Source organism: Paracoccus sp. PAR01, assembly GCF_014851995.1.
Taxonomy (GTDB): domain Bacteria; phylum Pseudomonadota; class Alphaproteobacteria; order Rhodobacterales; family Rhodobacteraceae; genus Paracoccus; species Paracoccus litorisediminis.
Genome location: NZ_JACVAW010000019.1, coordinates 49,922 through 70,809 on the forward strand (window position 1 = coordinate 49,922; position 20,888 = coordinate 70,809).

A 20,888-nucleotide genomic window follows, 5' to 3' on the forward strand; every position below is an offset into this window, starting at 1 on the left:
AGATGATGAGCGCAAATCGACATCAAGAGCGTTTGATTTGGGCTCAATCGGCATCGAAAACCTACTCGAACTGTCCAGCGTGGGAGCTAGACTGCCTAACGGGTTGCATCGAAGCCAAGTTTGTTCTTCCCTTGAAGCATCAGACTGCAGCCCTTCGAGAGACGAATGGTAATCGTTCCAACACCGGATAGCGACGCGCTGCGACGGATGGCTCTGACCGCCGACCATGTCGCCCTGACGCTGCGCGACGAGCCCGATCTTGGGCCCGAGCCGGGTTGGACGCCGCTGGGTGATGACGGGATCGAGGAACTGGCGCGGCACTATCACACCGATCTGGGTGAGGCACCGCTTTGGGTCTTTGCCTATGGCTCGCTGATCTGGAAGCCGGATTTCGACGCGGTCGAGCATGTGCGGGCCAGTGCCTATGGCTGGCACCGTTCCTTTTGTCTCAAGATGCATCGCTGGCGCGGCTCGCCGCAGCAATTGGGGCTGATGATGGCGCTGGAGCGGGGCGGGCGCTGCGATGGGGTCATCTATCGCGTGCGCGAGGGTGATCGGCTGGCCCAGATCCGCCGCATGATCGTACGCGAGATCCGCTTTCGCGAGAATATTGGCATGGTGCGCTGGATTCCGGTGCACACGCCTAAGGGTCGGATGCGGGCGCTGGTCTTTTGGGCGGGTCCGACGGGTCCGCGCATCCTCAGCAAGCTGCCGTTGGAACAGGTCGCCCATGTGCTGGCGCGGGCCTGCGGACCGGTGGGCTCTTGTGCGGAATATTTGTTCAATACCGTTCTGCATTTGCAGGAATTCGGCATCCATGACCGCAACCTGTGGCGGCTGCAGGAGTTGGTGGCGCGCGAGATCGAGGATATTCACGGCCCGTGCCAGGACAAGGCTGCCGAATGATAAAGGCCGCCGGGGATGCCGGCGGCCCTTTCGTCAATCCAGAGGTTTCAGTCGGGCTTCGATCTGTTCGCGGCGACCTTCAAGGAAGGGCGGCAGCGACAGGGATTCGCCCAAGGTCTCCAGCGGCTCATCGACGGCGAAGCCCGGATCATCCGAGGCCAGCTCGAACAGGTTGCCGCCCGGCTCGCGGAAATAGAGCGAGCGGAAATAGTAGCGCTCGACCTCGCCGGAACTCGGGATGCGCAGTTCGTTCAGGCGCTGCGCCCAGTCATGGATCGCGGGCTGGTTCGGCACGCGGAACGCGACGTGGTGGACACCGCCCGCGCCCTGACGCGCCACCGGCAGATCCGGCTGGACCGCGACATGCAGTTCCGCCGAGGGACCGCCCGCGCCCATTTCATAGACATGGACGCTGCCCTGCCCGTCGGGGCTGGCATATTCGCGGGTCTTGCGTATGTTCAGCACATGGGTCAGCACGATTTCGGTCGGCGCCAGATCGGGGACCGAGATGGTGATCGGACCAAGCCCGTTGATCTGATGCTGCGCCGGGACCGGGCTTTTAGCCCATGCGTTGGCGGTGATGCCGGCGACATCCTCGGTCAGGCGGAAGCGCTGGCCTTCGGGGTCGTCAAAATCAAGGCTGGCGCGGCCGTCGAGTTCGGTGATCTCACCTGCGCTCAAGCCGCGATCCTTCAACCGTGCGGCCCAGAAATCGAAGCTGTCCTTGCCGATACGCAACCCGGTACGGCTGATCGAATGGGTGCCGCGACGTTCGGGCGCTGCCGGCCAGTCAAAGAAGGTCAGGTCGCTGCCGGGACTGGCCAGCCCGTCGGCATAGAACAGGTGGTAGGCGCTGGTGTCGTCCTGGTTGACGGTTTTCTTGACCAGCCGCAGACCCAACGCATCGGTATAGAACTGCTTGTTCTCGCGGGCCTTGGCGGTGATCGCCGTCAGGTGGTGAATTCCGGTGAGCTCCATGACGGGCCTCCTTTCGTTGGGTCGAATATCGGCGGGTCCGGTCGTTTCCGCCACTGACGCAGTTGCGAACCTCGTGTTCGCTACAGCCGAACATCTTGGTCTAGCCGGGGAAGCGTCGCTCGCCTATCTTGTGGCGCATGCGCTATGATCTGAACGACCTTGAGACTTTCCTGACCGTGCTTGAACTGGGCACGGTCACCGCCGCGGCAGCGCGGCTGAACCTGTCGAAATCCGTGGTCAGCAAACGCATCACCGACCTTGAGGCGACCTTGGGCGCGGCACTATTTCGCCGCAATGCGGGCCGGATTACGCCGACCGAGGCAGCGTTGCGACTGGCCGAACGGCTGCGCCCGGCGCTGAACGAACTGGTTGCCGCCGCCGAAAGCACGGCATGGGACATGGACGGGGTCGCGCCCTTGCGCGGCAGCCTGTCGATCTCGGCCCCGATGAGCTTCGGGATCATGCATCTGGGACCGATCATCGCCGGGTTTGCGGCGCAGAACCCGGATCTGGCGATCAATGTCAGCTATGACGACCGCAGCCGCGATCTGGCGCGCGAGGGGTTCGATATCGGCATCCGCATCGGCAAGTCCCGTGACAATGCGCTGATGCAGCGCAAGCTGTGCGAGGATGACAGCATCGCCTGCGCCAGCCCCGCCTATCTGGATCGGCACGGCCGACCTGAAACCCTGACCGATCTGCGCGACCATCAGGTGATCGGCTACAGCCATATCCCGAACAGTCAGTTGTGGCAGTTTCAGGATCGTGACCGCTATGTCTCGCCCTTGGTCGAGGGGCGGCTGTCGCTGAACAATGGCGAGGCGATCCGCGACATGGCCATTGCCGGTCTGGGTCTGGCGATGCTGCCGGGCTTCATCGTCGCCGCCGCGCTGGCCGATGGCCGGCTGGAGCGCATCCTTGCCGCCCATCCGACCAAGGCCCTGCCCATCGTGGCCGTCTGGCCGCCCGTCAATCCGATGCCCGCAAAGCTTCGCCGCTTCATCGACCATGTTGCGGCCGAACTTCGCGATCCGCCGTGGCACAGAGCCGCCCTAGAAAGGACAACATGAAGAAGATCGGTTTTCTTTCCTTCGGTCATTGGACGCCGGATTCCGGCTCGCAGACCCAAAGCGCGCAAGACGTGCTGCTGCAATCCATCGATCTTGCCGTCGCCGCCGAGGAATTGGGCGTGGACGGTGCCTATTTCCGCGTGCATCACTTTGCCCGCCAGCTTGGCTCGCCTTTCCCGCTGCTGGCTGCGGTGGGTGCGCGCACCAAGTCGATCGAGATCGGCACCGCCGTCATCGACATGCGCTATGAAAACCCGCTTTACATGGCCGAGGACGCGGGCGCGGCGGACCTGATCTCTCAGGGCAGGTTGCAACTGGGGATCAGCCGGGGCTCTCCCGAGCAGGTCATCGATGGCTGGCGGCATTTCGGCTATGCCCCTACTGAGGGTGAGACCGACGCCGATATGGCCCGTCGCCATGCCGAGGTGTTTTTGAACGTCATTCAGGGTCATGGCTTCGCCAAGCCCAATCCGCGCCCGATGTTCCCCAATCCGCCCGGTCTGCTGCGGCTTGAACCGCATTCGCCGGGTCTGCGTGATCGCATCTGGTGGGGCGCGGCCTCGAATGCGACGGCGAAATGGGCGGCGACTTTGGGGATGAACCTGCAAAGCTCGACGCTCAAGGACGATGAAAACGGCAAGCCCTTCCATGTCCAGCAGGCCGAACAGATCCGCCTGTATCGCGAGACTTGGGCCGAGATCGGGCATGAGCGTGTGCCGCGCGTCTCGGTCAGCCGTTCGATCTTTCCGCTGCTTGACGACCGTGACCGGATGTATTTCGGGCGCGGCGGCAAGGAGGCAGACCAGATCGGTTTCATCGACCAGACCCGTTCGATCTTTGGCCGGGGCTATGCCGCCGAGCCGGATCAGCTGATCAAGGAGCTCAGCGCCGACGAGGGCATTGCCGAGGCGGATACCCTGCTGCTGACCATCCCGAACCAGTTGGGCGTTGATTACAACGTCCATGTGCTGGAGGGCATCCTGAAGCATGTCGCCCCGGCGCTTGGCTGGAGCTAGGTCGCGCGGCTGATCTCAATCAGCCAGGCATTGGTGATCGGCCCCGGCGGCAACGCTGCCTCGGGGCCGTCGCAATAAAGCACATCCAAAGGGCCAAGCGCGTGAACCTGCCCGGCAAGGGACAGGGTCAGGGGGGCAGTGGCAAGGATCAGCCGCAGCTCGCAAGGCCCGGCATCGCGCGCCAGCCGATGCATATACTGCCCGCGCCGGGTCATCACGTTCAGGTCGGTGATCGGACCCTGAACCAGACGCGCCGCCGTCGGCGCATCGGCCGGAAATGCCAGCGGGTCGGAGTCGCGCGTCAGCCGCTGCGGGCCGCGTCCCGCGACATGCAGCTCGATGCCCTCGCCGCTCAGCACCGCCAGCGTTCGGTCGATCCCCGGAAAGATCGAAAACTCACCATCTTCGGTCACGCCGGCCATGCTGACGCGCCATTGGAAGTCGTCCAGGCCCGCAGCCTCGGGGAAAACCGCGATCTCGACCGTCTCACCACGGCCATTCTTCCACGGCATGCGGCGGTGGTCGGATGCGCGCAAAACGCGGATGCTCATGTCAGTCCCCCTTCGGGCTGCGCCCAGCGATAGCCGATGCCGGGTTCGGTCAGGATCAGCATCGGGCGCGCCGGGTCCAGTTCCAGCTTTTGCCGCAATTGCCCGATGAAGACCCGCAGATAGGGCACGTCATCGACATGCGCGGGCCCCCAGACCTGCTGCAACAGCTTGCGATGCGTCATCACCCGCCCCGCATTCGAGGCCAGCGCCGCCAGCAGGTCGAACTCCTTGGGCGTCAGCTTCAGCAGGTCGCTGCCTCGGCTGACCTGATGCGCGTCCAGATCGATGGTCAGCCCGTCCTGCCGGATCACATCCACCCGCGCGGCCCGACGCGGACGCAGGCTGACGCGCAGCCGGGCCAGCAATTCACCGATGCCAAAGGGCTTGGCCACGAAGTCATCCGCGCCCAGATCCAGCGCCATGATCTTTTCCATTTCCTGATCATGGGCCGACAGCACGATGACCGGCAGATCCGAGCGCAGGCGCAACCGCTCGATCACCTCCTTGCCGTTCATGTCCGGCAGGCCAAGGTCAAGGATCATCAGGTCGGGTTCCTGCGCGGTGATGCTGGCCAGCGCCTCATGGCCATTGGCGGCCAGCAGCGTGTCATAGCCCGCCGCGTTCAGGGCATGGCCAAGAAAACGCTGGATCTGGGGCTCGTCGTCGACGATCAGGATGCGCTGTCTTGCGCTCATGCGCCGTGATCCTCGGGGACCGGCAGGCGGATCTCGATCACGGTGCCGCCCTGCGGGTTGCGGTGGGCGGCGATGGTCCCGCCCAGCGAACGGGCGATCCCCTTGCTGATCGGCAGACCCAGGCCGGATCCCTGCGGCGCACGCGTCATGCTGTCCGAGGACAGCCATTCCGTGATCGGCTGCGGCAACCCGCGCCCGCGATCCTCGACCGACAGGACCAGCGTCCGGTCATCCAGCGCGCCAGTCACCCGGATCACGCCGGGGGCGTATTTCACCGCATTCTCGATCAGGTTGAAGACGGCCTGTTCCAGCAGCCCGGCTTCGGCCCGGATCATCGGCAGCGTCGGCATCGCGATCTCGATCCGGGCATTGGGCCAAGCCCGCCGCGCCCGGTTGACCGAGGCCAACGCCGCATCACCCGCATCGACCCAAGCCAGATGCACTTCCATGCCCGATTGCAGGCGGGTCAGTTGCAGCAGCTTTTCGACGTAGCGGCCCAGTCGCCCGGTTTCTTCCTCGATCGCGGCCAGCAGGTCGTCCTGCGCCGCCGGGGCCAGCGTGTCGCCCAGTTCCCGCAAGGTGGTCACCGACCCCAGAATTGTCGCTAAGGGCGTGCGCAGGTCATGCGACAGCGAGGCCAGCAGCGCCGCTCGCATCTGTTCGCTGGTGGCGCGGCGGCGTTCGTTTTCGGCGGCCTCGCTCAGCGACAGACGCTGCATTGCCTGCCCGGATTGTTGCAGGACAACGTCAATCGCCTGTTCGCGCCAGCCGTGATCCCGCCGGTCGGGCGAGATGCGGGCATGACCCAGAACCGGGGTCGCGCTTTTCCCGCCATCGCCCGACAGTGGATAAAAGGTCAGGCGCGATCCGTTCCAGCCATGGGCCGCCGCAAATTCCGGCCGTCCCCGCCGCCATGCGACATCGGCGGCCTCAAGTTCGCTGGCATCGGGCAGATAGCCCTCGGGTTCCGATGCCAACATGCGCAACTGCCCGTCGACCGGGCCAAGCGCCAGCGCCGGACCCTGCGCCAGTGCGTTCAGGTGGCGCACCGCGACCTTGGCGATCTCGGATTGGGACGACACATGGGTCAGGTCACTCGACACCTGCGAAACCACCTCCAGCGCCCGCGCGCGCCCCTCGGCGGCATCGACCTGCTCTCGCAGCCGCCCCGAGATCAGCCCGGTGATCCCGGCGGCCAGCAGGAACACTACCAGCTTGATGATGTCCTGCGGCTCTCCGATATGCAGCGAGAAATGCGGTTCGACATAAAGGAAGTTGAAACCCGCCAGCGCACCGATGGCGCTGGCGATCCCGACCCAGAAGCCGAAGCCTGCCGCACTGACCAGAACCCCCATCATAAACAACAGGATGGCGACCGATTCCGGCAGGACATGGCGGGCCGAGCCGACCACGGTTCCTATCGCGATCAGGATGAGCGCCGCTCCGATGAACCCACCCAAAGTGGGTGCGGTCATCCAGCGGCGATTGTCATTCAGGCGTGGGGTTTCAACAGGTTCCATGATCCGGTTGTGGCGATACGGGCTGCATCTTGTCCACAGTCTTTATGAATTCCTTATCCGATGGGCGCAAATCCCAATCGAACCTTTATGCTGCCCTGCGGCATTGTGGCGGGTCTGCGGAGAATCGCTCCGCGATCAGGAATAACTAAATGGCCAGTTTGGACACTCACTTTTCCGATACCGAGCCCAAGCGCGCGGGGCTGATGTCGCTCTCGCTCGCGGCGATCGGCGTCGTCTATGGCGATATCGGAACCTCCCCCCTTTACGCCTTCCGCGAGGCCATGCTGGCCGCAGGTGCCAGCCATGGCGGTGTCCAGCGCGAGGACGTGCTGGGCGTCCTGTCGCTGATCGTCTGGGCGCTGGTTCTGGTGGTGACGCTGAAATATGTCATCATCCTTCTGCATGCCGATAACGAAGGCGAGGGCGGGACCCTGTCGCTGCTGGCACTGGCGCAGCGCGCCATGGGCAAGCCCAACCGCGCGATCCTGACGCTGGGCCTGATCGGCGCGGCGCTGTTTTATGGCGATGCCGCCATCACCCCGGCGATTTCGGTCCTGTCGGCCATCGAGGGGTTGAAGCTGGTGACGCATGGCGTCGATCCCTTTATCGAGCCCATCGCCATTGTCATCATCATCGGCCTGTTTCTGGTCCAGAACCGCGGGACCGAGGCCGTGGCCCGCTTCTTTGGTCCGATCACGCTGGTCTGGTTTCTGGTCATGGCGGCGGGCGGCGTCCACTGGATGCTGCAGGCGCCCGAGGTTCTGGCCTCATTGAATCCGATCCATGCCTTCCGCTTTGTCGTGGATAACGGAAAGCTGGGCCTGATCGTGCTGGGTGCAGTCTTTCTGGCGGTGACCGGGGCCGAAGCGCTTTATGCCGATATGGGCCATTTCGGCCGCAAGCCGATCCAGCTGGCATGGCTGTTCGTGGCCTTTCCGGCGCTGCTGTTGACCTATTTCGGTCAGGGCGCGCTGGTCCTGTCGAACCCCGCCGCCATGGCGAACCCCTTCTATCTGCTGTTCCCCAACTGGGCGCTGCTGCCCGTCGTGATCCTTGCCACCATGGCGACGATCATTGCCAGCCAGGCGGTGATCACCGGGGCCTTCTCGCTGACCCAGCAGGCGGTGCAACTGCGCATGCTGCCGCGGATGAAGATCCGCCACACCTCGGACGAACATCAGGGCCAGATCTATCTGCCTGCCGTGAACCGCTGGCTGATGTTTGGCGTGCTGACGCTGGTGGTGGTGTTCGGTTCGTCCTCCAGTCTGGCCTCGGCCTATGGGATCAGCGTCACCGGCACGATGGTGGTGACCGCAACGCTGGCGATGATCGTCGCTCACAAGCACTGGAAACTGCCGCTGTGGCTGTCGGTGGCGATGATGCTGCCGTTGCTGCTGCTGGACGTGGTCTTCCTGGGCGCCAACCTGATGAAGGTCGCCGAGGGTGGCTATGTCCCCTTGGGCATCGCCGCGATCATGCTGATCATCATGGCCAGCTGGATCCGGGGCAGCTCCATCGTGCAGATCAAGGACCGCGAGGCCGAACTGCCGCTGGATGTGCTGCTGGGCCAGATCGAGAAATCGGAATCCATCGCCACGGTATCCGGCACGGCGGTATTCCTGACCTCGACCCCCGACCTTGCGCCGGCGGCCCTGCTGCACAGCCTCAAGCACTTCAAGGCGCTGCATGAGCAGAACGTCATCCTGACCATCACCACCCATGACGTGCCGCGCATGCCCTCGTCTGAACGGGTCCAGATCGACGAAATCAACGGTCGCTTCCGCCGGATCGAGCTGCGCTACGGTTATGCCGAGGAACCCGACGTGCCGCGCGCGCTTCTGCAATGCCGCCGTCAGGGCTGGAAATTCGACATCATGGCGACCTCATTCATCCTGTCGCGTCGCCGGATCAGGCTGTCGACGCGCAGCCGCGTCCCGTCATGGCAGGGGCGGCTGTTTATCACGCTGGCACGCAATGCTGCCGGGGCCTCGGATTACTTCCGCATCCCGGCCGGACGCGTGGTCGAAATCGGAACGCAGATGAACATCTAGCGCCCGAACAGGCGGGCGACGATCGGAGCCAGCACGATCACCAGCACGATGCGCAGCAGGTGGTGGCTGACGACATAGGCCAGATCGGCGCCCGCGATGATGGCGATGACGATCATCTCGGCCTGACCGCCGGGCAGGAAGGCAAGGAACGCATCCAGCCCCGGCGCCAGACCCAGCGTCACGATGATCTCGATGAAGCCAAGGCTGATCACCGCCAAAATCAGCGAATAGACCAGCCCTGCCGTCACATGCAGCCGCAACTCGCGCAGGGTGATCCCGGCATATTTCGATCCGACTGCGATGCCGATGAAGAACTGCGCCAGCTGGATCATCTCGGCTGGCGGGCGATGCTGGATCAGCCCGGCCAGCGACAGCGCCGCGGTCAGGATCATGGGCCCCAGGATCGAGGCGCCGAACAGGTTCACCCGCTCGGCCAGCTTCCAGCCCAGATAGCCGCAGGCGATCATCAGCCCCAGCTCATGCGGGGCAACGCTGCTCATCGGTGCGCCGGGGGGCTGGGCCAGGTCCACCTGCCAGAACATGGTCATCAGCAACGGCGCGACGGTGACGATGACCAGCACCCGCGTCGCATGGATCAGCGACAGCGCGCGAATATCGCCGCCTGCCTCCTCGCCAAAGACCAGCATGTCCTGCAGCCCGCCGGGCATCGCACCATACCATGCCGTGGCGTGGTCAAAGCCAAAGACGCGCCGCAGCAGCGGGTACCCGATCAGCGCAATCGCCCCGATGAACACCGGCACAAAGATCAGCGACGCCGCGATATCGGGCAGGCTGGACAACACCTGCGGCGTGATCGAGGCTCCGACCGCGACCCCAAGGATCGTGCGCATCAACTGACCCAGCCACCCTGCATCGGCCATCGGCATCCCGGCCAGCGCCGCGATCAGGCAGGCCAGCATCGGCCCCAGCAGCATGGGAAGCGGCAGGTGCAGGAACAGGAACAGCGCGCCGCCAGCTGCGGCAATTGCAATGGTCAAAAGACGGCGCCGGGAAAGGGATTCGCGAATTTGTAATGTCGACATGGGCGTTTTCTGTCGCGACACCCCGGTGATGTCAAACCCGCCCGTACCGGTCTTCTTTCTGGCGGAAATATCCCGCAGGGGGAGGCCATCGGGAACCGATGGACGGGGGACGCGAAGTCCCCCTAGCCCGACGCGGCCAGACGCGCGCAACCCTGCGCAATCCGCCGCACGCCTTCGTCAATGAGGCCAGCCTGAATCGAGGAATAGGCCAGCCGGTAATGCCCCCTGCCTGCCTCGCTTTCCAGAAAGAAAGCCCGCCCCGGCTCGATCAGCACGCCATCGGCCTTGAGGGCACGGGCAAGGATGTCGCTGTCGATGCCGGGTGGCGTCCTCAGCCAGAAGCTCGATCCACCCGCGCCCCCCGGCTGGCCCGCGTCCAGCCCGTGTCGCGCCAGAGCATCGGCGGTGATCCGGCGGCGCTCGGCAAAGCTGTCGCGCATCCGTTTCACCTGCCGGTCGTAATGACCCAGCGACAGGAAATAGGCCATGGTCCGCTGCACATGGCCGGGCGGATGGCGCAGCATCATCCCGCGCAATGCCCGAGCCTCGGCAATGAAGGCGGGGTCGGCCACGATGTAACCCAGCCGCAGCCCCGGAAAGACCGATTTCGAGAACGACCCGATATGGATGACCGCACCACTGCGATCCATCGCCTTCAGCGCCGGAGAGGACGCGCCGGAAAACGGGATCTCGAATTCGTAATCATCCTCGACCACAACGAAGCCGCGCTGATCGGCCAGCCGCAGCAGCGCCTCGCGTCGCGCGCGCGGCATGGTGCGGTTGGTCGGACATTGGTGGCTGGGCGAGGTGAAGACCACCGACACCCCTTCAGGAATGCGGTCGGGCGGCAGGCCATCATTGTCGACTTGAACAGGGCGCACGTCGCTGCCCAGCGTGCGCAGGATCTCGTGCAGGCCGGGATAACCGGGTTCCTCGATGGCGCAGGCCGCACCTCGATCCAGCAGGATGGCGCAGATCATCCACAACGCGTTCTGCGCGCCAAGGGTCAGCAGGATCTGGTCCGGATGGGCCAGAATTCCGCGCCGTGGCAGCAGGTGACGGATGATGAAATCGACCAACTCGGGATCGTCGCCGTCATATTGATCGTCCGACAGCGCCCCCAGATCGCGCCGCCCCAGTGCCCGCACCGCGCAATCGCGCCAGGCCGCATGGTCGATCAGCCGGTCGTCGGTCTGGCCGTAGAGGAAGGGATAGGGATAGCGCCGCCAATCGGTTGGCCGGTCCTTGCGTTTGGCGGCAAGGTTGCGTCCGTCCAGATGCGCCGACCAGTCGAAACGGGTGGCACCCGGTTCATGCGGCGGCTCGGGCCGCAGCTCCTCGACCCGGTCCGAGACGAAATAGCCCGAACGCCCCTGCGCCGTCAGGTAATCCGTCGCCACGAGGTCCAGATAGGCTTGTGTGACGGTGATCCGCCCGACACCCAGATGCGCGGCCAAGGCGCGGCTTGACGGCATCCTCTCGCCCGGTCGCAAGCGCCCCTCGTGCACGGCACGAACGATTTGCCGCCGCAGTTGCAACTGCAGCGGCTGGGCCGAGGCACGGTCGATCAGGAAGGTCTCGGGCGGTATCTGCATGGCGGCCAGAAGCATTTCGGGCCGCCATCCTGCCTTATCCGAAGACGCGTGTCAGCGCCCCGTCGATGGCATTCGTCAGCGTGTCGATGTCATCGGCGGTCGAGATCAGCGCCGGCGACAGGCACAGCGTGTTGTTAAAGCCGGGGATCGAGCGATTGGTCGCCCCGATGATCACACCCTGCGCCAGACAGTCGGCAACGACGGCCTGCACCTTCTTCTCATCCGCGGGCTCCTTGGTCGCGCGATCGGCAACCAGTTCCGCGCCGCAGAACAGGCCCTTGCCGCGCACGTCGCCGATGACCTTGTGCTTCTCGGCCAGCGCATTCAGGTTGGCCAGCGTGCGCTCACCCATCGCGGTGGTGTTGGCCAGCAGGCCCTCATCCTCGATGATGCGCATGTTTTCCAGCGCCGCCGCCGGACCCGAGGTGCAGCCACCAAAGGTCGAGATGTCGCGGAAGAAGCTCATCCCGTCCTCGGGCGCGTCCTTGAACATGTCGAAGACGCGCTCGGTGGTGACGGTGCAGGAAATCGCCGCATAGCCCGAGGCGACGCCCTTGGCCATGGTCACGAAATCCGGCTCGATGCCGTAATGCTGATAGCCGAACCAGGTGCCGGTGCGGCCGACGCCGCAGACGACTTCGTCGATATGCAGCAGGATGTCGTATTTGCGGCAGATTTCCTGGACGCGCTGCCAGTAGCCGACCGGCGGCGTGATGACGCCGCCACCTGCGGTCACCGGTTCCAGAACGATGGCGCCGATGGTGTCGGGGCCTTCGCGCAGGATGACTTCCTCGATCGCGTCGGCGGCGCGCTCACCGTAGTTTTCGACGTCCCATTGCTTGCGGTACTCAAGGCAATGCGGCACGCGGATGAAGCCTTCGGGGAAGGGGCCATAGGCCGTTGCGCGCTGGTCCTGACCCGAGGTCGCCAGAGTGGCGATCGTGGTGCCGTGATAGTCGCGGTCACGATACAGGATCTTCCATTTCTTGCCGCCGTAATGACGCGCTGAGATCTGGCGCACCATCTTGTAGACCTTCTCGTTCGCTTCCGAGCCCGAGTTGGAATAATAGACCCGGCTCATGCCCGGCATCTTGGTGATCAGCTTTTCAGCAAAAAGCGCGCCCGGCACGGTCCCGGCGGCGCCCGCGTAATAGTTCAGCTTGATCAGCTGGTCGCGCACGGCATTGGCGATGCTTTCGCGGCCATAGCCGACGTTGACGGTCCAGACCCCGCCCGAGACGCCGTCCAGGAACTCGCGTCCCGTGGCATCCCACAGCCGCATTCCCTTGCCTTCGACGAAGACGCGCGGATCGATGGTTTCGTATTGCTTGTGCTGGCTCAGATGGTGCCAGACATGGGCCTTGTCCGCTGCGATGACCGGGCTGAGGTCGTTCATTTTTTGCCTCTGTCGAAAGGGAGGGGAGGAATCTTGACCTGCCGAGACTACGCGGGCAAAGCGGGCGGCCATAGATCCAGTTTGGTCCCGTATGCAGAGCCAGATTTTGCGGGGTTTTGCCAGAAGGCGAAACGCGGCCAAGTGCCGCCGTCGCCTCACTTGTTGCGGGACTCATGAATATAAAGGCGCGCGCAATTCGTCAGCCCAACGCGGTGCAACTCGCGATGACTGCGTCGATACGCGCTTGCTGCTGAGCAATCAGAAGAAGGTGGCGGAGATGAAGTGACTCAGGGCGATGCCGATCACCCATAAATACACATAAAATCAATGCACTACAAGATGGGGAAAATACCGTGTGCACTTCAGTGTGCGATTTTGTGTAACCTCATAGCAGTGGCCGGTGTAAGCCATTGTCGCGGCGATGAAATTGGTGGCGAGTGTTGATTGGAATTGGCCGAAGTCTCATCAAGCAACAACAATAACAGCAATCATAATCCCTGATTTTTGAAGGCGCTTTCGTTTACCCACCCCCACCCTTTGGGACCCCTATTTGTTTTCGGACGGGGGCCTTCCGAACTTACCTCAGCAGGCTTTCTTGCTTCCGAGACTCTCACCTCACCTGCCAATAGGTCCTGCCCCTGAGGCACTGCCGAATTTAGGCCCTTTATGGTGACAATGGAGTGGGTTTGGGCTTTTGGCAGCCCATCGCTCCGCACCTCTTAAACCCTATTGGCAGGAGTAACGGAAATGACCGCAATCGTCGGCTATGCCCGCACGAGTACTCTAGAGCAGGTGGCAGGCTATGAGGCCCAACTGAGGGAACTGACTCAGGCAGGATGCACCAAGCTCTTCCAGGAGCAGGTGAGTTCGGTGGGCAAGCGTCAGCAGCTTGAGGCCTGCTTGGACTATCTCAGGGAAGGCGACACGCTGATCGTCACCAAGCTTGATCGTCTCGCCCGCAATGTCGGCCACCTGGGGCAGATCGTCACCAAGCTCAAGGAGAAGGGCGTTAGCCTCCGCATCCTGGATCGTGGCCTGGATACCAGCACCCCGACAGGAGAGCTGATCCTGAACATGATGGGGGCTGTGGCTCAGTTTGAACGGCAGATGATGTTGGAGCGGCAACGGGAAGGTATCTCCAAGGCCAAGTTTGATGGCAAATACAAAGGCAGAGCCCCCACAGCCATGAGACAGGCTCAAAGAGTCAAGGAGCTGGCCACTGAGGGCCTTCGCCGCTCCGAGATAGCCCAGCACCTAGGGCTGTCCGAAAGGTCGGTCTACCGGGCTCTAAGGGGCTAATTGCCCGGGCGTCAATGGTGGCCGTCATCTCGCGCTGGCGCAAAGTCCAAAAACGTTACCGTAAGCGGACATTATAGAAGGAAGAACTCCTTCTCGTGCCGCAATAGCTCCGCACGGTCACCTGACAACCCCGAGAACCTACTAATGGCTAACAGCCCCGAACTGCCCATGGGCGGGATATCTTGTCCCGCCTGTGGGGCATGCTTCACCCCGAAGCGAAAAGACCAAACCTACTGCTCCGACCGTTGTCGAAAGAACAACTATTCAAGAAAGGATAGAGCCCGTTCTCCCCACAATTCCATCTTCAGTCCCACGAAGTGGCGAGAGAACATGGAGATATTCGATAGAAACAGGCGTCTCGTTGAACTCGTCTGCAAAGAACGAAGCTCAGAGGCTAGGGATAAAGTGACCCTTAGTGTCATTTCCGCAGCTGAAGGCGGGCATGGCCAGCTTCGGACTATCCTAACCAACAAGATCTTCCTTTTTCCAGACCGTGAGAACGAACTCCTATTCTGCCCTGGCTGTGAGCATCTCGGCACCATCGCTCAGATTGTTAACCGATATTCATTCGCAAACTGGGGTTGCTCAATATGCGACGCCTTATCTACCAACACGAAAGAAGAAATACATGCCTGAAGTCATACCCCCCGACACGATCAATTTCGAAATCTTTTCTCGCAGTTCCTCGGATGTACGTGAGATCAAGCAAAGGAAGCTACGTGAGTATCTCAAAGTCGGGCGATTACTATCGGATACTGGAAGGAATGAGCCATCTAAGAGGGCGCAGGGACAAAAGGCAAAAGAGTTACACCCAGAAATTATGGAACTTGATTCCGCTCTCCGAAGTAACTGCAAGTGGCTACACGAGGCTCTGCACTGCAAGGATCATCGGAATGATGATGTTCTTGCCGTGCTAGGGGTTACCTCCATCTTCGACTTGAGCATCGAAAGCCCAACCGTTATTCGAAGGAGGTACCGCGTACGGAAGAAGAAGTGAATTATTAGATTGCTATAGCCCGCTCACCTAGCTGATCTTGGATCATCCCAAAATAGCGAGGTGGGTGGTGGTAGAAAAGCGTCTGCCCTATATACTATAGGCCATCATCGACACCGCTAACTGAGGATGTTGTATTCGGAAAGGTCGGGCATGGATCGAAGCCTGGGATCATGGTATCGTCGCTTTGAACCGCAAGGCCAGAAGGGTGCTAGAAAGGTAGCCCAAAGCGGCCAGGGAAAGCCTGATCTCCGAATTGGGTCTCGGGGTATTCTAGAAGGCGATCATTAGTAAACGATACCCCATCAAAACGACCGCCAAACAGATTGCCGGTAAAATCCCTGCTCTGAGGCAACTAGCCGCAGGGAACCTGGACTGGGCAGATCTCCAATTCACCGAAAGCCAGGTCCTGACCCTTGCCATCCTCACCCTCGGAGAAGGTCACAACATCCCGGCTCTGCCCTTGCATGATGGCATTCTGCTCCCTGCCAAGGATGTCGAAGTTGGTCATTGCTGCTTCGCTGAGGCCTTTACCTAGGTGGTGGGAGGCCCAGCCATCATCGAGACTAAGTAGGCTATGCACCATCAACAGGGACCCTAAGGCTATAACCTCATAGATTATGGTGGTGATGGGGGTGGGACCACGAGAACACCTAGAGATGGAATAGGGACGCTCTGAGTATCACCATGAACGCTAATATCATGGTGGAGCGATGGCTGCTGTTTTGGATCAATCCAAAAGAGCGGAAGTTAGGGAAGCAGAAAATGTGCATGCGGGGGTATTAAAATATCGGCACTCGTGGACGAAGCGGGAGTTCGTTCAGATCAGTAGGTGTTGTCGCAAGGCGGCTTTGTCGCTACACAATAGTCATTGGAATGACCAAAATGACCAGCTATCGCCTATTCTTGATCGAGTCTTAACGCCTGCGAAAGCGTGGCTATAGGAGATCTTTGATCTAGGGAGGATGATTCTTATATAGAGACGCCGCGCCCATCTACCTCACTCCGACCTTTCCGGCTGCCCCCTATCATCCATGAGAACCCGCAAAGCCGACATCTGAACAAGAACTTGAAACATGTTCCATATAAATGACTTCAGTATAGATACTGTAAAAACTATCTGCGCAATAAGAAGCGAACTCAATGAGATGAAAAAGGGCGTAACCGCACTCGGAGCGAATCCATTTAGGATATTATACGGGACTGATTCGGTATCGGCAATCGCAAGCGACGTAAGGCAAGTCACAGAAAGAAAGGAAAACGTAACCATTGCGTAAATGAAAATTGAGTAAACAAAAATCAAAGTGGGCCTTCCGTTTCTTTGCTCCACTCCGTTTTTATAGAGGCGTCTATTTTTCAGTATCATAAGCTTAACGATTCTCGCATCCGAGCCAGATGCAAAAATTGCGAACCCGGCAATAATCACAGACAGAATCCCGACGCTAAGTGTCAAACCACTCCCTGCAAGAGACTTTACTAAGTTTATGATATGCTGGTCATTTATGTAATTGATAAAAGCGCCCGAACTGCTCGATGGTGTCGGTCTTGCGTACCTTCCGCATATAAGTAAGGGTAGCGATAAGGCCAGCGAAAGCGCCGCAAGATAATTCGCCAACATGGGAGTCTTGAAGCCGTTAGGAAAAACACTCATCACCTCCCACAGAGATTTATCCGCAAATAAATCGTCTATCGGTAATTTTGTCTTCCTAACCATGTTTCTTGTGTATCTCTTTAAGGCGTTCAATATCTTCCTTTGCGTCGTCACGCTGTATAGTAATCTGACGGTTCCGCTTTAATTCCAAATACTGTGCGTATAAATGCTCAGCGCGGCCTCTAGCTTCCTCGGGGCCTGCGTCCGTTACAACGCTCAAACTGAAGTCTTCATTTGATCCGGAGATTTTGGCGCCATTTCGATCTAAACCGACAAGTCGAGCATCCTCATAGCCATGCTCAGCGACATCCCCAATGAACTCCTGGGCCTTGATAATATTCAGCCCGTCTTTCCCCCCTTGAATTTCGAGACGCGAAGACGTTGGTTCCAACTCGCCCACCTCGTCCGCGAGTTCAAAGAATAATTCACCCGGGGAAAGATCTTGGTTTCTTTTTATTACCTTAATGGAAATAGAAGTTATCTTACTAAACTTTTTAACGAAATCATCGAGAGCCAAGCGACTAACTATTGGAGTTAGATGAACCGCTGGAAGCGGGAAATCCTGTCGAAGATTGGTTAGAGTTCGACCTGTCTCCTTATGTCTTTCGCGGAGTATCTGATCATGCTTCCTCTTAATAAAAAACTCCATTGTATTGCCCAGAGTACTAAGTCGTGGAGCTCCTGAGGTTTCGGGCATATACGTGAGGCGATGGTCGAGCAAGTTGAAGATGAAAAAAGCCGAAGGAGCGGTTTTCATTTTTTCAGGTTGCGCAATCAATTTCCCATCAATGAGGACCTGTTCGCGCTCCAAGATAGTATCGTTAACAAATCTTCCGTAAAGGGAAAGTGATGTTGGATCTGCTTTCACGAGATAGTCTAGATCGACATCTAGGAAGTAATATCTATTGCGGGATGTTTTTCGGGGCTCTTGATTTTCTAAGACCGCTCTAACAACAACATCCGCGTAATCTAAAAGTTCAAGTGAAGAGCTTGTAACTGATAGGTTGCCAAAGCTTACTTTATTACGCATGTTTAGCCTAAGTCGGTGATCATGCTCAGTATGTTAGCGAAACCGAAAATTCGCTCTACGGCATCCATCATTCTGAAAGTTCGATCGCATGCGCGTGTTGCGGCAGAGCAACTGTGACTTGCATCCGTTTCACCGCATACTTGGTAGACAAGGTAGCTGGGTGTTCGATTGGTTTTTAGTGCGTTCGTATCGTCAGGTGTTCACGCATTCGCTGACGTTCGTTGTCATCTTTTTGCAGCCGAACGACCGATAAGGGCTCAACGGTCACTCGGAAGCCGCAAGGACAATCCTGGCTAGGTGCTGCTGAAGCACATCAAGGCTGTGCCCCTTGCCGTACCCATCTCCGACACTTTGCCTTGCCCAGCCACCAATCGCATCAGCCACGTCAATGGGGGCTCCCGTATCTCTCAGGCGGTCCCTGACGGCATGACGGAAGCTGTGCAGGGTCTGGCCCTCACCAACTAACCCTTGCTCCTTGAGCCACTTGTTTAGGGCCGCTGAGGCTGATGCTGCATTGATTGGGTCGGATGGGCGTTTCGGAGCGAAGACCGGAAACAGCAAATCTCCGTCAGTGCTGCTGGCCTGCTGAGCAGCCCATAGGGCCTCACCGACAAGGGGAATCTTTCGGGTTGATGCAATGGTCTTCAGCCGTCTGCCCTCGTGGGCTTTGATGATGATATGTGGAACGGCGGTATCCAACACAACATCGCATTTGCGAAGCCCAATCACCTCAGCCAGCCGTGCTCCGCTGTCCGACATCATCGCAATTGCCCAGCGTCTTTGGTCATTCACCTCCCGACATTTTGCCTGGATTGCGATGAGCTCGCTACTGCTGAACGATTCGCGGGGCTTCCTTTGTCCCTCATCTTTGTTGGGGATGACGACGCCCAGGAAAGGGTTGGTGATAGGCAGCTCAAACTCCCGGATGGCGGTGGTGATGACGGGGCTGATCTGTTTCAGATAGCGTTCAACCGTCGCTGGGCCATTGCCGTTGGGTCCCTTGCCCTGGCTGATCACCTTCTTCACGAACTGGTTGGCGTGCTCTCGCCTCAGTTGATCCAGCGGGATGTCTCGGGTGATTCCCATGAGAATCGCCCAGGCTCGCTCGAACTGCTGGATCTGTTTGGGCTCCTTGGAGAGTTTGCCCAGTTCGATATGCTTGTCCCTGGCATCGCTGAGGGTCCGAGGAACCTTTCCTGACATCAGGATATCGAGGGTCAGCTTATCCTGGGGCTTGGGCTCAGGGCGTTCCTCGAACTGATCATAGCGCCCCATCAGCTCATCAATGAACTCTGTAACCGGAGGCAGGTCGCCGTGAAGCGTCCCATCGCCAGGGCTTAGCCCAGCAGCTTCTAGCTGCGCCAAGGAGACCTTGGGGCTCGCATTGCCTTCCCTGTAGGCCTTCCATGTGGCGTCGAGCCTCAGCGTGTGGCTGTTGGCCCGCTTGCTAGCTTCTGTCTTGTCGGTGGTTTTCAGGGAAAAGAAGAGCGGGTCTGTTTCTTCCGAGACACCGGATCACGATGAAGATCCTGGCAGGCCTCAGGGATACGACGGCGGTAGTACCAAGTATTTGCTTTGAGCTGGATGTGCCGACACATGACACAGATAGACCCGGTTTGGAAAAGGAGTTGCACGTGTGTGTAACCTCATGTGTAACCTGAGGCAACTCCACTGTGCTTCTATCTATCTGATATTTATTAATAAATCAGAGGATAGTGGCGGAGACGAAGGGATTCGAACCCTCGAGACCCTTTCGGGCCTGCACCCTTAGCAGGGGTGTGCCTTCGACCACTCGGCCACGTCTCCGCCGCCCCGTATATGGACCCTGTGAAAGGGAGACAAGGGATTTTTATTCAGCAAGGTCCGCCTGACAGGAATGCATAGGTTTTAGTACTCCGATGTGGCCGGAGTACGGCATCTCATATGCGTGTCGCCTTGGCCGCGGCTTGCAAATGACACCGCATTTCAAGGCATCTCTGCGTGGGCACGAACGCCGGATAGCGACGAACCCCGCGCGGGATGGGGCGTCGGAAGGATCCGCGCGGGGGTATCCGTGCATAGCTTGCCACGTTGTTTGTTGCGTGACGCTTCTAGGCCCGTCACCTTGGATCACATCGAAAGGTTGCGGCGATGCTGCCCAAACGGTGTTCATGAGTGCAGTCGATCTGGTTTGATCCATTCCTCGACACGGCTACCCTCATCTCACGCAGCGGGACGGGCGATTGCAGTGGTCGACAGCAGAGCGAAACCTGCCGGTGTCTGGTGGCTGGGTGAGGAATGGGGCCGCGTGGCGTTGTATTCGGCGACACGGGTGGCGATCAGGTCGCGGGCATTGACGAGGTTGCGCAACAGGGTCTTGTTGAGAAATTCGTCCCGCCTTCTGCCGTCGAAGCTCTCGACGAAGCTATTCTGCATCGACTTACCCGGCGCGATGTAATGCCATTCGATCTTGTGCTCGGCGCAGCGCTTCGGGATCGGTTCCAGGCTTGAAGCCGATGGGCAGATTCCGCAGATCGACGTGATCGGAGTGGGGGGCTGCATTCTGCACTTGCGGCATTTGCTGAAAATGCACGCCATCCTCGGGTCAGGTTGCTGCAACCTATGCCCTATGGGCCGAATTCCTGGCGCTGCTGCGGGACTATCACGCGATGATTCTAGCAACGACGGGCGACGAACAGTCGCGCGTCATTTATGATGCCAATTCCCGGGCGGTTCCAGTCATCGCAACCGATACCCCGGGCAACCGCGATGTCATATTTGGGGGCCAGACCGGTTGTCTGCCGAAGTGGGCTACAGCCTAAATTCTGGCTGAAATCCTGGCTGGGATGGCTGGCTCTGCGAACCGGCTAGGGGGCTTCGCGGGACTGGACCATGCGCGGGGCTATGCGCATGAGATGATGTCCCGGGGCTGCGCACGGGCCCTGCATGCGCTTTTTTCCGAAACGACCGCGGCCCGACCCGATGCCTCCTGTTCGTGATGGACGCGGGTTTTTTGTCGGTCTAGGGTTGTCATCAAAATCCGGACTGCGGGCTGTTCGCGTTCGGGATAACAGGCAGAGACAGGCGTGCAGTCACAGCGAAGCGAGGCGACCG

15 protein-coding genes, 1 tRNA gene and 1 pseudogene are annotated in these 20,888 nt (G+C 60.0%); 5 read left to right on the forward strand and 12 right to left on the reverse strand.

What is annotated here, in order from left to right:
- Window positions 1-165: 165 nt before the first annotated feature.
- Window positions 166-906 carry a gamma-glutamylcyclotransferase gene (locus IB235_RS20325; protein ID WP_225612503.1) on the forward strand — a complete coding sequence of 247 codons (741 nt, stop codon included), beginning with the start codon at window positions 166-168 and terminating at the stop codon, window positions 904-906.
- 33 nt (window positions 907-939) lie between these two features.
- Here the strand turns inward: IB235_RS20325 and IB235_RS20330 are convergent, their stop codons facing one another.
- Window positions 940-1,884, reverse strand: a complete 945-nt coding sequence (locus IB235_RS20330) for a ring-cleaving dioxygenase (RefSeq protein ID WP_192338281.1) — start codon at window positions 1,882-1,884, stop codon at window positions 940-942.
- 137 nt (window positions 1,885-2,021) lie between these two features.
- Between IB235_RS20330 and IB235_RS20335 the strand changes: the two genes are divergently transcribed.
- Both IB235_RS20335 and IB235_RS20340 read left to right on the forward strand, forming a co-directional pair.
- Window positions 2,022-2,954, forward strand: a complete 933-nt coding sequence (locus tag IB235_RS20335) for a LysR family transcriptional regulator (protein ID WP_192338282.1) — start codon at window positions 2,022-2,024, stop codon at window positions 2,952-2,954.
- The gene (locus IB235_RS20340) at window positions 2,951-3,970 is read left to right on the forward strand and encodes an LLM class flavin-dependent oxidoreductase (protein WP_192338283.1); all 1,020 of its coding nucleotides are present in this window, start codon (window positions 2,951-2,953) and stop codon (window positions 3,968-3,970) included. The genes IB235_RS20335 and IB235_RS20340 overlap by 4 nt, the downstream gene beginning before the upstream one ends.
- Here IB235_RS20340 and IB235_RS20345 read toward each other — a convergent pair.
- From IB235_RS20345 to IB235_RS20355, 3 genes are read right to left on the reverse strand one after another with little or no spacing between them, the layout of a single operon-like run.
- On the reverse strand, window positions 3,967-4,521 hold the full coding sequence (locus tag IB235_RS20345; RefSeq protein ID WP_225612504.1) for a HutD family protein: 555 nt from the start codon (window positions 4,519-4,521) through the stop codon (window positions 3,967-3,969). The genes IB235_RS20340 and IB235_RS20345 overlap by 4 nt on opposite strands.
- Complete coding sequence (locus tag IB235_RS20350) at window positions 4,518-5,216, reverse strand: response regulator (RefSeq protein WP_192338284.1); 699 nt, start codon at window positions 5,214-5,216, stop codon at window positions 4,518-4,520. Before IB235_RS20350 ends, IB235_RS20345 begins: the two co-directional genes overlap by 4 nt.
- Complete coding sequence (locus IB235_RS20355) at window positions 5,213-6,736, reverse strand: DUF4118 domain-containing protein (RefSeq protein WP_192338285.1); 1,524 nt, start codon at window positions 6,734-6,736, stop codon at window positions 5,213-5,215. Before IB235_RS20355 ends, IB235_RS20350 begins: the two co-directional genes overlap by 4 nt.
- A gap of 149 nt (window positions 6,737-6,885) precedes the next feature.
- On the opposite strand from IB235_RS20355, the gene IB235_RS20360 reads away from it, so the two are divergent.
- On the forward strand, window positions 6,886-8,787 hold the full coding sequence (locus IB235_RS20360; protein ID WP_155042327.1) for a potassium transporter Kup: 1,902 nt from the start codon (window positions 6,886-6,888) through the stop codon (window positions 8,785-8,787).
- Here the strand turns inward: IB235_RS20360 and IB235_RS20365 are convergent.
- From IB235_RS20365 to tpa, 3 genes are all read right to left on the reverse strand, one after another.
- Window positions 8,784-9,830, reverse strand: coding sequence for an AbrB family transcriptional regulator (locus tag IB235_RS20365; RefSeq protein WP_155042326.1), 1,047 nt, complete (start codon window positions 9,828-9,830; stop codon window positions 8,784-8,786). The two genes, IB235_RS20360 and IB235_RS20365, sit on opposite strands and share 4 nt — an antisense overlap.
- Window positions 9,831-9,952: 122 nt before the next feature.
- A complete protein-coding gene (locus IB235_RS20370) occupies window positions 9,953-11,440 on the reverse strand; it encodes a PLP-dependent aminotransferase family protein (protein ID WP_370576959.1) in 1,488 nt (495 codons plus the stop codon).
- A 19-nt stretch (window positions 11,441-11,459) separates the two neighbouring features.
- Window positions 11,460-12,821 carry a hypotaurine--pyruvate aminotransferase Tpa gene (tpa, locus tag IB235_RS20375; RefSeq protein WP_155042325.1) on the reverse strand — a complete coding sequence of 454 codons (1,362 nt, stop codon included), beginning with the start codon at window positions 12,819-12,821 and terminating at the stop codon, window positions 11,460-11,462.
- Window positions 12,822-13,568: 747 nt separating this feature from the next.
- On the opposite strand from tpa, the gene IB235_RS20380 reads away from it, so the two are divergent.
- The gene (locus IB235_RS20380) at window positions 13,569-14,120 is read left to right on the forward strand and encodes a recombinase family protein (protein ID WP_192338286.1); all 552 of its coding nucleotides are present in this window, start codon (window positions 13,569-13,571) and stop codon (window positions 14,118-14,120) included.
- A gap of 1,349 nt (window positions 14,121-15,469) precedes the next feature.
- Here IB235_RS20380 and IB235_RS20385 read toward each other — a convergent pair.
- The 5 genes and pseudogenes from IB235_RS20385 to IB235_RS20405 all read right to left on the reverse strand — a co-directional run.
- Window positions 15,470-15,625, reverse strand: coding sequence for a hypothetical protein (locus IB235_RS20385; RefSeq protein ID WP_192338287.1), 156 nt, complete (start codon window positions 15,623-15,625; stop codon window positions 15,470-15,472).
- 1,195 nt (window positions 15,626-16,820) lie between these two features.
- Window positions 16,821-17,795, reverse strand: coding sequence for a hypothetical protein (locus IB235_RS20390; protein ID WP_192338288.1), 975 nt, complete (start codon window positions 17,793-17,795; stop codon window positions 16,821-16,823).
- 264 nt (window positions 17,796-18,059) lie between these two features.
- Entirely contained in the window at window positions 18,060-19,160 is a 1,101-nt protein-coding gene (gene xerC, locus IB235_RS20395) for a tyrosine recombinase XerC (RefSeq protein ID WP_192338289.1), read from the reverse strand.
- 351 nt (window positions 19,161-19,511) lie between these two features.
- A tRNA-Ser gene (locus IB235_RS20400) sits at window positions 19,512-19,601 on the reverse strand.
- A 399-nt stretch (window positions 19,602-20,000) separates the two neighbouring features.
- Window positions 20,001-20,258 (reverse strand): annotated as a pseudogene (locus IB235_RS20405) (transposase); the annotation flags it as partial.
- Between the last annotated feature and the right edge of the window lie 630 nt (window positions 20,259-20,888).